Annotated in this window: 9 protein-coding genes and 3 pseudogenes; 9 read left to right on the top strand and 3 right to left on the bottom strand. The window is 54.4% G+C overall.

Annotated elements, in window-relative coordinates; genetic code table 11:
• Positions 1-24 precede the first annotated feature (24 nt).
• The 4 genes and pseudogenes from AC07OG_RS08465 to AC07OG_RS08450 all read left to right on the top strand — a co-directional run bounded on the left by AC07OG_RS08465 (position 25) and on the right by AC07OG_RS08450 (position 3,238).
• On the top strand, positions 25-816 hold the full coding sequence (locus AC07OG_RS08465; protein ID WP_495066742.1) for a ChbG/HpnK family deacetylase: 792 nt from the start codon (positions 25-27) through the stop codon (positions 814-816).
• A gap of 219 nt (positions 817-1,035) precedes the next feature.
• Positions 1,036-1,722 carry a GNAT family N-acetyltransferase gene (locus tag AC07OG_RS08460; RefSeq protein WP_495066741.1) on the top strand — a complete coding sequence of 229 codons (687 nt, stop codon included), beginning with the start codon at positions 1,036-1,038 and terminating at the stop codon, positions 1,720-1,722.
• A 220-nt stretch (positions 1,723-1,942) separates the two neighbouring features.
• Positions 1,943-2,509 (top strand): annotated as a pseudogene (locus tag AC07OG_RS08455) (pyridoxal-phosphate-dependent aminotransferase family protein); the annotation flags it as partial.
• A gap of 273 nt (positions 2,510-2,782) precedes the next feature.
• On the top strand, positions 2,783-3,238 hold the full coding sequence (locus AC07OG_RS08450) for a GNAT family N-acetyltransferase (protein ID WP_495066740.1): 456 nt from the start codon (positions 2,783-2,785) through the stop codon (positions 3,236-3,238).
• Between the two features lie 194 nt (positions 3,239-3,432).
• On the opposite strand, the pseudogene AC07OG_RS08445 reads toward AC07OG_RS08450, so the two are convergent.
• Positions 3,433-4,223 (bottom strand): annotated as a pseudogene (locus AC07OG_RS08445) (transposase); the annotation flags it as partial.
• A 416-nt stretch (positions 4,224-4,639) separates the two neighbouring features.
• On the opposite strand from AC07OG_RS08445, the gene AC07OG_RS08440 reads away from it, so the two are divergent.
• Together AC07OG_RS08440 and AC07OG_RS08435 are read left to right on the top strand one after the other, a co-directional pair.
• On the top strand, positions 4,640-6,136 hold the full coding sequence (locus tag AC07OG_RS08440) for a Fic family protein (RefSeq protein WP_495066739.1): 1,497 nt from the start codon (positions 4,640-4,642) through the stop codon (positions 6,134-6,136).
• A 55-nt stretch (positions 6,137-6,191) separates the two neighbouring features.
• Positions 6,192-6,434, top strand: a complete 243-nt coding sequence (locus AC07OG_RS08435; protein ID WP_495066738.1) for a hypothetical protein — start codon at positions 6,192-6,194, stop codon at positions 6,432-6,434.
• Between the two features lie 78 nt (positions 6,435-6,512).
• On the opposite strand, the pseudogene AC07OG_RS08430 reads toward AC07OG_RS08435, so the two are convergent.
• Positions 6,513-6,698: pseudogene (locus AC07OG_RS08430) on the bottom strand (MFS transporter); the annotation flags it as partial.
• 224 nt (positions 6,699-6,922) lie between these two features.
• Between AC07OG_RS08430 and AC07OG_RS08425 the strand changes: the two are divergent.
• Positions 6,923-7,492 (top strand): lipid-binding SYLF domain-containing protein, encoded by a 570-nt coding sequence (locus AC07OG_RS08425; protein WP_060543696.1) that lies wholly within the window; start codon positions 6,923-6,925, stop codon positions 7,490-7,492.
• Between the two features lie 387 nt (positions 7,493-7,879).
• On the top strand, positions 7,880-8,272 hold the full coding sequence (locus tag AC07OG_RS08420) for a hypothetical protein (protein WP_495066737.1): 393 nt from the start codon (positions 7,880-7,882) through the stop codon (positions 8,270-8,272).
• Between the two features lie 132 nt (positions 8,273-8,404).
• On the opposite strand, the gene AC07OG_RS08415 is transcribed toward AC07OG_RS08420, so the two are convergent.
• The gene (locus AC07OG_RS08415; RefSeq protein WP_495066736.1) at positions 8,405-10,909 is read right to left on the bottom strand and encodes a bifunctional diguanylate cyclase/phosphodiesterase; all 2,505 of its coding nucleotides are present in this window, start codon (positions 10,907-10,909) and stop codon (positions 8,405-8,407) included.
• Between the two features lie 548 nt (positions 10,910-11,457).
• Between AC07OG_RS08415 and AC07OG_RS08410 the strand changes: the two genes are divergently transcribed.
• The gene (locus AC07OG_RS08410; RefSeq protein ID WP_495066735.1) at positions 11,458-12,003 is read left to right on the top strand and encodes a DinB family protein; all 546 of its coding nucleotides are present in this window, start codon (positions 11,458-11,460) and stop codon (positions 12,001-12,003) included.
• Positions 12,004-12,020: the final 17 nt, after the last annotated feature.

The raw sequence follows: 12,020 nt of genomic DNA, 5'->3' as shown, positions 1-12,020 counted from the left end.
ACGAACAATTGATGGAGGGAGAACATGCCTCGACAAGTCATAGTCAACGCTGACGATTTCGGCCTCAGCGCCTGCGAAAATGCGGTGATCCTCGGCGCGTTCCAGGCCGGGATCATCAGCTCCGCCACCGCCATGGCCAACATGCCGGCGTTCGAAGCAGCTTGCGTGCTGGCCCGCCATCCTTTGCTCGAAGGACGCATCGGCTTGCACTTCAACCTGACCTACGGCAGCCCGCTGAGCCAGGCCATTGCGCAGCGGCCAGCCTTTTGCGACCGCACTGGGGTATTCGACCTCAACCTGCCGCGCAGCCGCCTCTGGCTTGGCCGCCAGGATCGCGAGGCAGTGCTGCAGGAGCTCGAGGCGCAATGGCAACGTTGCCTGGACAACGGCCTGCGCCCCAGCCATCTGGACTCCCATCAACACGTACACAACATCTGGCCGATCGGCGAAATCGTCGCGCGTTTCGCCGCCCGCCAGGGCGTGCCGGTGCGTCTGGCGCGCAATCTGGGACAAAACCTGAGCCTGCCCAAGCGCGTGTTCAAGGACTTGCTCAATCGGCGCCTGAACAGCCTCGCCGGGGCGACTGCCGACTACGTCTGCACCCCGGTGGATCTGCGCAACGGCGAGCCACCGCTCGACGGACTGCTGGAAATCGTTGCCCATCCCAACCAGCTCGGGGCGGACTTCGGCGATGCCTATCTGGAACCGGGAGAATCCCTCAGCGCGTTATTGGCGCAGCGCTTGCCGGGGGTGCCAAGGGTGGCCTATGACGTCGCCCGCAGCAGCGAAAGCGAAGCCGCGCAGGCAGTGCTCTAGTCATCGCCCAGCGCTTTTCACCGGCGATTCAGGTCATTGAAAACCTGCGAAAAACCCGCGGGGATGGTGGCTTTTCTGGCGCCGGAAAACCGCGTCAAGACTGAAACATAAGTTGATACAAATTGCTTTCAGTGGGGGTGCCATGCAATTGCCATTGGTGATCTATACCCATCAACAACCTTCACCACACACGACCCAGCCTTTGCAACGGAGGGCTTCATGAACGTACTCGACAAGCTTCGCGAACTCATCAAACGAAAGGGCCTGAGCCGCACGTTCAGCACGCTGTGGAAGCGCTATGTATTCTTCCACTGGGAGTTACTGTGGATGGAGCGCGACCTGGTCAGTCCGGTTGCGCCGCACAAATTGCGTCCCTACCCTGCCGTGCGCCGGGTCACCATCACACCGCAGAACGCCACGGCCTTTGCCAAGCACTTTGGCGACCGCGTCGACACCATGGCCGAACTGGCCGCTGAAGGCCATACCGGGCACATGTACCTGGATGACGAAGGCAACGCGATAGGCTTCATCTGGGGCAGCACCCGCGACTACCACGACCGTCACTACTACGGTTGCTGGTTCCCGGTGAAGGAAGGCGAGTTCTTCGAGTTCGGCGGCGAAATGATCCGCGCCTTTTTCGGCACCTGCCTGTCGGTGGACGTACAAGTGGCGCTCTGGGAAGCCATGGCCGCGCAGGGTTGCAACAAGGTGGTGGACGTCTGTGAAACCCACAACATTCCAGCGCTCAAACTGCACATCCGCATGGGCTATCAGGAACAGGGACGCGTGACCCACGTCTACGGCCTGTTCGGCCGCTGGCGCTTTTTCCGCGAAACCCGCTACACCGGCTCACGCCTGGAACCGCTGCGCAAACCGGGGCGGCCGGTGGTGACTGCGCCGGCTTGAAATTGATTCAGGGGGCCCCGGCAAGACCGCGTCGCCCCCTCCAGGTCAGGTGGCTGCATGCAAAATCCCGCGGCTCCCAAAATCACTGGTGGAGCTGCCGCAGGCTGCGATCTTTTGATCCTGGCTGCTTCATGTGAAATTGCATTCCACTAGACCACCCCTTTGCGTTCGACCTGAACAGTCAGTTGGATGCGTCAAGAACGACAGGTACTCGAGCAACGATCGGTCGCTCAACCACATGTCGCAGTCGTTTCAAGGCGTGATGAAGAACATTTCCACGACCTTGAAGCAGGTCTACAACGCCCAGGCGGTTGCAGTGGTCCCGGGCAGCGGCACGTTCGGCATGGAAGCGGTGGCGTGACAGTTTGCCACCGACCAGCAATGCCTGGTGATACGCAACGGCTGGTTCAGTTATCGCTGGAGCCAGATCCTCGAGATTGGCAACATCCCGGCGGCCACCACGGTGCTCAAAGCCCGTCCGGTCGACACGGGTCGCCAGGCTGCCTACGCCCCCCCCCTCTGGACGAAGTGCTGGCAGCCATTGCGGCTTCGAGGCCGCAGATTGTCTTCGCCCCCCACGTTGAAACCTCATCCGGGATCATCCTGCCCGACGAGTACCTGCGGGCCGTCGGCGACGCCGTGCATGCGGTGGGTGGCCTGTTCGTGCTGGATCATGCAGGCCTACGAACAGGGCGGACATGCCTACCACGCGACCATGCCCAGCGATTCCCTCGCGCGATTCAACGAAGTGATGAAAGAGACCCAAGCTTACGGTTTCGACAAGGTCTTCGACGGATATGACGCTGGTCGTCGGGATTTCGTGCCAGCCCCGTAAGGGAAGGCAGGCGCACGCTTCTAACGGACACGTGCGCCTTCAGCGTTATCAGAAAAGGCTTCCAACGAAGCCTTTCACGGGCGAATGATTGGCGAGTGCATGACTTGGATCGACCCAAAGCTGACTGTGGCGATAGGCAGAAATCGGCCAGAAGCAGCCCTTCATGCTAGCTAGTAGGGCCGCATCTCACTAGGATCAAGTAATCACATGGAAGGAGATGCTTGAATGGAATGCCTAATTCGAAACGCAATGTATGCGGATGCCCCAGCCATCAGTCGAGTCATCATTGGCACCCTTCGCGAGTCCAATGCCCAGGACTATTCATCCGAAATCATCGATCAAGTGGAGCTAAGTTTTTCTCCACAGGCGATCCTTCGTTTGTTGACGCAGCGTCAGGTGTTCGTAGCAATACTCGAAAGTCATGTCGTTGCAACGGCCAGTCTTGATCACGATGTTGTCCGAAGTGTGTTTGTCGAAACGGCCTATCAAGGGAAGGGCATCGGAAGACAGCTGATGACAATAATTCAATCCATCGCCATAGCCGGAGGACTCAACCTACTGCGTGTCCCATCATCTATCACCGCTGAAGGCTTTTATGCTTCGCTTGGCTTTAAAAAAATCCGAGATGTATTTCACGAGTCCGAGCGCACCATCATCATGTCGAAGACATTGGTTCAATAACTTTACTGCGTGCATTCAAATGACTGCTTTGGGCCGATTCTGTTGAAAAAGTCGAAATTTCAGACTGGAAGACATTAGGGTTGGCCGTCACTTCAGAACCCGTTCACCACGCTGGGTGGTTTTTGGGTTCTGCGTTGATCTTTGCAGCTTGGTCAGTGGGTTAATTTGAGGGTTTTTGCTGATTCCGGGCGTACCTATCCCGTGGCCGGTGGCCCTTGTGGGGTCAGTTTTGCCAGTCTTCTTAAATTCTGTACCGCAGCGGCCAAGGTAAATTCGTCGTTTGCACCGGTCATTCCTCGTAGCCTTAATCGATCCAGCTTCAGGATTCGTTTGAGGTGAGCGCTGATTCTTGAAGGCCCGCCACTCGCTACGCAGGGCGTGTCCCGTGGGGCAACGATATTCATGCACTTCTTCATTCCATTGAAAATCACTGATCGAGAGGCTCTCGTTCTTACGCTCGGTTTTGTCCAAAACCGGCACATGAGGCTCGATGTCTTTTTCGTCGACCATCCAGGCCAACATCGGTGCGGTTCCATAAGCGGTATCGCCGATGAGCCGATCCGGCTTGATATCGAAGTGCTCTTCGACCCGATTAATCATGGTCTTGGTGCTCTCAACCTCGGCGGTCGATGAGCTGGCGTCGGTTCCACATCCATGATCACGCCATGCTCGACATCAATCAGGTAGTTCGTCGAGTAAGCGAAGAACGCCGGGCCTCCTGGCGCTGCGGTCCAACGAGAAAGCGGATCAGTCTGCGACAGGCGCTTGGGCAGTGCTTCGGCCAAAGCTTCTTCATCCAGCGCTTCAAGGTACTCACGGACGGCGCGAGTACTAAGCGACGGATCGCTCCAGTTGATCTCTTCATTTCCGGGTACGCCACGTTGCCGACTGGCGTCCGCCGTGATGATGCTGGCGTCCACAGCAAAACCTTCGCCCTTGACCATGCGTCCATGCAGCGACGCAGCACTTCGTTGAACAGCCAGCGACAGCGGGCTAATCAGAAATAAAGTCTGTCGGGGACATGCCAAGCTATTGGTTAAAAATAGTTTTCCAATGCTCCGACACTTAGGTTGTGCACATCAACCCTGTGCAAGTTGCTCAGCCGAGCAGCCGAGCAGCCGAGAGTTGGGCCTGGGAGGACGCGAAACAAAACACGTCCCCGGCTCTGGTTTCGCTGATGAGCCTACCTTCAGGCTGCCACGCTGAGAGTCCGGAGCCGTAATACAGCCAACAGAACAACACACGATGACCACTACACAGATTCCCGGCGCGCCGAAAATCAGAAAGCCCCGAAATAGTGGTTACGCAGCCATTTTCGGTTAATATTTTCTGAGTGTTCGGCGCGTATTTTAAGAAAATCTTGGCTCGGTTAAAAAAATCTAGCCAACGACAGGGGAAAAAATGGGAAATCTAGTGGGTTACGCCCATTTGATCAATGCGATGGGGCTGAAGGCTATCGGGGTAAAGAAGCCGGCACTCGTTCAACCCGTCACCCGCATTGAGCGGATCAACGGCGCGCTTGCCGTGCCGCAAGCGGTTGCACCGGAGGCTGGGGATTTTCTCGCCCACATCATCTTTGCGCTCAAACATGAGGGCGTCAATCTCTCTATTTTGGCGCAGGCTCTGCCTCGCATTGAAGGTCAACTCCTTGTCGAGGCCATAACCCAATCTCCCAGCAGTGGCTATCTGCGCAAAGTCTGCTTCCTCTGGGAAGTCTACTCCGGCGCTTTACTGGACTACACGGACAAGCCTCGGGGCCCCGGCGTCCTCCTCTTTGATCCAGAGCGGTACATCACTGGCCCATCGGTGCGAAACAACCGCTGGCGCGTGGACTTCAATGGGCTGGGGACACTCCAATATTGCGCAACGGTAGAGCGCACGCCTGAGGTCCAGGCCCTGCTTGAATACGACATTCTAGGGCGTTCGAAAGAGTTCATTGCTTCCTTGCCTAAGGAAATGATGGATCGCGCCATCAACTGGGCGTACCTGAGCGAGACAGATTCCTCATTTGCGATTGAAAAGGAAGCACCAAGCCAGCAGAAGTCAGAGCGTTTCGTTCAGTTGCTGCGCCAGGCCCATGACCGCCAGCCGCTTACCGAAGACTACTTGGTCTCTCTGCAAAACAATGCAATTTCCCAACCGCTTGAATGGGCGGTGGCCTTCCGGCATGAACAAAACCACCTGACCAACTCCTTTAGAGGAGCGGCAGGGGTTACCTATATCCCCCCACCTCCAGACCTTTGCCGTGATCTGATGTTCGAACTCATGGCCTTCGCAAACCGTGCACCGATGGAGCTTGACCCGCTGGTGGCCGCCGGCATTGCCTCATTCGGGTTCGTGTTCTTGCATCCCTTCATGGATGGGAATGGCCGACTGTCGCGCTTCTTGATACACCAGGCATTGTGCTGCAGCGGTGCGCTGGAGAACGGTTTGTTACTCCCTGTCTCCGTTGCCATGAAGCGAGAGGAGCAACGCTACCTTGAAGCTCTGCAGAGCTTCTCGAAATCTGCCCGGCAATTCTGGGACGTTCGTTGGATAGATGCCGACAACATGTCGCTTAACTTCACCGGCGACCCAAGCCTCTATCGCTACTGGGATGCGACTGAATGTGTGGCCTTCACGCTGGAAATGGCCAAGCGGGCATTGGAAATTGAACTGAGGGAAGAAACCGAGTATCTGCAACGATACGACACGTTGCTCAAGGTGGTTAATGACAACTACGACGTGCGCGGCAGCCTCTTGAGCAAGCTGATAATGCAGTGCTTAGACCAGAATGGGGTCGTATCAAAGGGCCGGCGCAAGCAATACAACGGGTATATCCAAGAGGAGGTTTTCGACTTCCTGGAAGGTCACGCCCAGGCCCTTCTGGCAGAAGCCTACGCAGAGCCCGACGACTAATAGTCTAGCGACCGGGGCGGTTGAATGACCGGTGGCAGATCCCTTGGGTGAAGCCATGTCCATCTCAGTCCCGCCATCTCCACTAGCTTTCAAACTCCTCAGCTTTGAATTTGCCCAAAGCGTGCGGTCGTTCACCCACGTGGCCATCACTGGAATACCTCAAGTCTATGCATTTCTGCTCGCAGCCGGAGATTTCGCTTTGTTGCTCGCAGACTTCGCGGCCAATCGGGAAAGCGCCAAGGGAAGCCTGGCTGCCGTCCCGATAGACCATCCGATCTTTCTGGGCGTCGAAGCGTAGCTGCTGTTCAAGTCCCGCCGACCGCTGGCCCCTGCCCATGTTTTGGAATGACCAGGAGGCGCAACGCGGCTGACGAGTTCATACCGTCGTTTGCACGACCGCTGCCTCCCGGCCCTTGAACGCCAGGGAAAAACAGAAAAAGATCGCCAGCGCAAAGCCCGCAGGGAACAGCCAGATGCTCTTCCAGTCATGACTGCCGGCGGTGGCGGCATAGTAGTCGGTGACCTGCCCCGCAACCCAGAAACCGATCAGCATGCCCAGGCCGTTGTATGACTAGGATCGACCCAAAGCTGACTATGGCGACAGGCAGAAATCGGGCCAGAGCTGACTGTCGATTTCGTCTCAGAAACATGCATGTGAATAGCATTTGACCAACCGCTTAATAGGGTTAAAGTCTAAGTGAAAGATCGACCCCGTCAGTCTTTGATCCGCAACGGCGATCGCCACGCAAGTCCCTCAATGGCAGGTACAGAAACGGAATATTGCTCATGACCAAAAACCTTCGAATGATGGCAATGATTTCAATCCTCGCTTTCTCGGCGGGCTGCCAAATGCATCAACCCACTTCCGCCTCAGATGTGAAGGCTGCTAACGCGCAAATGAACCGCGACGCGAACGCGGCGTTACAGAGTTTGTATGCCAAAACGCCGCAAGCGCGCGCCCTCGCGCAGCGAGCCAAGGGTATTCTCGTTTTCCCTGAAGTGCTGAAAGCGGGCCTCATTGCCGGCGCACAGCATGGCGAAGGCGAGTTGATTGAGAACGGAAAAGTCACGGGGTATTACGCGACCACAGCAGCCTCATACGGCCTTCAGGCGGGCGTGCAGAAGTTTGGTTACGTGATGTTCTTCATGACCTATTCAGCGATGAACGATCTGAAAAATGTTAATGGATTTGAGGTCGGTGTGGGCCCAAGCATCGTGGTCGTAGATTCAGGCATGGCCAGGTCGTTGACTACTTCAACGGCTCAGTCCGATGTCTATGCGTTCATCTTTGATCAAAAGGGCTTAATGGCCGGGCTGGGATTGCAGGGTTCAAAAATTACCAAGCTGAATCGCTGAGGCCGTCTGCAAGTCCCTTCACAAAAAAAGGGACCACAAAAAAGCACAAACACAAAAAAGGGGACGGATTAATCTTCCCTTCCCTTCTTTTCCCTTTAAATTCCGTCCCCTTTTTCTCAGGGCGGATGTGTGGCGACAGCATGACTTGGATCGACCCAAAACTGACTGTGGCCACAGGCAGAAAACAGCCAGAAGCGGTCATCGAGACAGCAAATCTCAGCGCGTTGAATCCTGAGGCAACGTGATATTTAAACAGCGCCCCCTAGAACTTTTCCCTACATATCGGTCTATGTGGATAGGCACATTCGCTTGCATGCGCGAACCGGCAGACTTCCTGCAACCAGATGCCAACAGGTCCAATCGCTCAATCAGAGGTTGTCTTCGCTCATGAAATTCCCTGACCCACGGATGCTACTCCTCGGCCTCTTCGCGTTCGCGGCGGTGGGCTCAGCATCAGCTACACCGATGAAGCCTTCAACCCCTGTTTACACAACTGAAGTTGCAGCCGTTCAAGCTCAGGCCCAGGCTGCCAGCAACCCATGGCCGACCTTGGCCAGTATGGGCAACGCGCAGCCATTGCTCGCCCATGACGATCGGTACTGGCACGACGACCGTTGGCACGATCGTAGACATGACTGGCGCCGCGACGACTGGCGCAGGGATCAGTGGCGTAGAGAGCAGGCCCGCCGAGAAGCTGAACGCCATCGTGATTGGGATCGCCACCAGGACCGGGCCATGCGGCACCGTTACGAGGACGATCCCCGCTATTATCGTCGCTAATGCGAAGCCTCAAAAACTCGCTTTGACCGAAACCATGAAGTTGCGTGGATCGCCGTAGTAGTTCCCGAAGGACTCGGTGCCGATGGTGGCGTAGTAGCGCTTGTCAAACAGGTTATAGAAAAGGGGACGGATTTATTGTCCCTTCCCTTTACGAAAAATAAATCCGTCTTCTTTTTCTTCTTTTTCTTCTTTTTCTGCTTTTTCTGCTCTTTCCAAGTGCTTCCCACCCAACAGCATGGCTTCAAACTCGTTAGCCGGAACTGGTGGACTAAACAAATAGCCTTGCATTTGGTCACATTGATGCGCTTTCAAGAAATTCAGTTGAGCCCGTGTCTCTACCCCTTCAGCGACGACCGTCTGCTTGAGGTTGTGTCCCAGGGCTACGATCATTTGGGCAATCGCCGCATCTTCGGGATCTATGGTGATGTCCCTGATAAATGACCGATCAATCTTCAGACAGTCCACCGGGAAGCGTTTGAGATAACTGAGACTGGAGTATCCCGTTCCGAAATCATCCAAAGAGATTCTGACGCCTAAGGCTTTGATCTCTTGCAGTACCTTGAGTGCTGCGCCAGGATCCTTCATGACATCGCTTTCCGTGAGCTCCAACTCCAGCAGGCTCGGCGTCAGTCTCGAAGTCGCAAGGCATTTGGCAACGACGTCTCTGAGTTGGTTTGACTGAAGCTGGCGCGCCGCCACGTTCACGGAGACCAGAATGTCTGAGTACCCCATGTGGTGCCAACGGTGCGCCGTTTCGCAAGCCGACTGCAACACCCACTCTCCAATTGGGTTAATCAAACCTGTTTCTTCTGCCAAGGGGATAAATTCGGCAGGAGAAACAAGGCCCATGGTTGGATGTCTCCAGCGTATCAGTGCTTCGGCTCCGATGATTTTTCCAGTATTGAGATCACACCTGGGCTGGTAATAAACGACGAATTCATTTTGTTGAATGGCGCGACGTAGATCGGCTTCCATCTCAAGCCGCCTCTGGACGCGGTCGTGCATCTCTACCGAAAAAAACTCAATAGCGGCCCGCCCGGCATCCTTCGCTCGGTACATGGCGATGTCGGCATTCTTGATAAGCTCAATCGCTTTCGTACCATCTCTAGGGGCAAGCGTAACCCCAATGCTTGCTGAAATCGTGAGTCGACGCGCCGAAATCTCGTAGGGTTGGGAAATAATGCGCATAAGTTTTGAGACCAACTGCATCGCATCTTCATTCGTCTGGATGTCTGTCAATACGATGACAAATTCATCACCACCAAATCGGCCAACCGTATCGGCCTGTCGAACCTGTGACTTCAAACGATTGGCGACTTCGACCAGCAAGGCGTCACCCACGATATGGGTCAATGTATCGTTGACCACCTTGAAATGATCCAGATCCAGTAGAACAACAGCCGTCCAACGGCCGCAGCGTTGGGCCGAGTGAACTGCCTGTTCAATACGATCGTTAATCAGCAATCGATTGGCTAAACCCGTCAAGGAGTCATGAGTGGCTGCCAATTCAAGTTGTGTTAAATACTGTTGGTTGATCTCCTTTGATTCTTTCAAAGCAATAAACATGTTTTTGAATCTGAGACTCAAGCGTTGCAACTCTGGAATGCCACCTTCAGGCAGTACAATATTACTGGCTCCTGAGGCAATTCCCTGCGTCGCACGCTCCAATATCCTGATGGACTTGCGCAACGTTTGAGAGAAATACCAAGCTACGAAAGTACCCACTAAAAGACTGGCGCCAATCGCCAGAATATTCAGGATCAGCCCTCCCCGTAGCGGGGCAAGCAGTGTTTCTGCCGGAACAGATACTGCGACCGAGTATCCTGTCAGTTTCGAGCGATGCATTGCCGCTACCGACTGCTTTCCTTCAAGCGTCCTGCCTTCTCCAAAAAATTCTTCCGGGCCGTCCAACCAATCTAATAGGGTCGGAGCTACTTTTTTCCCGATTGACTGTTCTGGATTCAATGTTCGAGCAGCGATGACCCCAGTGGAGTCATAGATGACAGCGATCCATTCAGGGGGGAAGTTTTGCTTTAAAAGTAACTGGTTGATCTGTGTGCACAAAAAGCTGGCAGACAGGACATAAACGACTTTCCCATTTCGCTGGATGGGGACGTCGATGGCAATCACCTCTTTGCCTGATAGCTTACCAGTGAATATGGGCGTGATTTGCGGCTGGCCAGTCCTTGCCACCCTTTGTAACCGCTCTACAGAGCTGGAAACCGGCAGCGGAGTCCCGAAGGAGCTAAGCGTACTGAGCAACATATTCCCGTTGGTCTCAAACAAAATCAGACCATTGGTTGACGTTAGCTCGCGTTGGGATTCCTGGAGAATTCCGTAAAAATTCTTGAGGTTGTGTTCATCTATTTCGTTTGATGCCGTGGCAATCAGCTCCAGCCCATTCTGAACATGTAGCAACTGTTCATCCATCAGTTGGCTCATGGAGCGAACGCGACTCAGCAAGTCTTGGTAGGCCGCTGCGCGCTCTCGCTCAAATGAAATATAGGTGGTTACCACCAGGGCCAAAATGCCGGGCAGCAAAGCTAATAGAAGAGTTGTGTTGAGATTAAGTGACCAATTGGTAGTAAACCAAAGCCGTTGCCTGGAGTCGCCTGACGTTTTTGATTTACTTGGCATACGCGGATGACCTAGCTAAATTTTTGGCTGCTGACTCGTGGAGAACGGCTCCATGCCGAGGGAATAACACTCTTTTTCCGGTTTTGGTAGAGATTTATTAACAAGACTTGAAGCGGTCGAAATGTCAGCTTCTGCCAACACAACTTCAGGGGTCAACCAGGCATCCACCGATGAGCCAACAAGCCTTCGACTCACTCGTCCGCTGTGTCGGCAGACAGTGCTATGCTCGAAAAAATGACAGTCAGCTTTGAGTCGACTTCAGCCAGTCGCTACCGGCAGAAAACGGCCAAAAGCGGACATCGGGGTAGCGCAATTCAACGCACACCCACAGACTATTCATCAATCCATAACGCTGTTAAGGCAGTTTTTTGATACCCTCACCACTCGACACGACCATCTCCATTCCCCTTTCGCCGGGCTACACGCATGCTCCAAGCAAGAGACGCCACTCTATTGCGCCACTCTGAACACAAGGAAGCCCAGTACTAGACGGGGTTTCAAGATGAGTGTGGACCACTGATCAAATATTCACTCAAAGGATCAACACAATGAGCCGCACCGGCCATATCTGCTTGATGGCGACCTATAACGAGTGGATGAACGCAAAGATTTATGAGACAGCCAAAAGCCTGCCAGATGAAGAGCTTTCAGTTAATAGAAAAGCATTCTTTGGTTCTATTCTCGGGACGTTGAACCACTTAGTGGCCGGGGACACTATCTGGCTCAAGCGATTCGCTGAGCACCCGGCGAACTACTTGGCTCTGGAGCCGATTCGGCAGCTTCCTGCCCCCAAAAGCCTTGACCAGTTAACATTCTCAAATATCCGAGAACTTTCGGCACATCGAGTGTGGCTCGACAGGATCATTATCGAGTGGTCTTGCTCCATTACAGAGGCGAATTTAGACCACACCCTCAATTACACAAACATGACGGGAGTGCCCGCCGACAAGAACTTTTATGGCTTGGTCATGCATTTCTTCAACCACCAGACGCATCACCGTGGGCAAGTGACTACCTTATTTTCACAAGCGGGTGTCGACATAGGTAATACGGATCTGGTCGTCCTCATTCCATCCGAGCCTCGCACACAGTAGAAAATCCCAGCGCTGGA

The organism is Pseudomonas sp. GW821-FHT09H03, from assembly GCF_059415945.1.
This window is presented reverse-complemented; position numbering and strand designations above follow the sequence as displayed.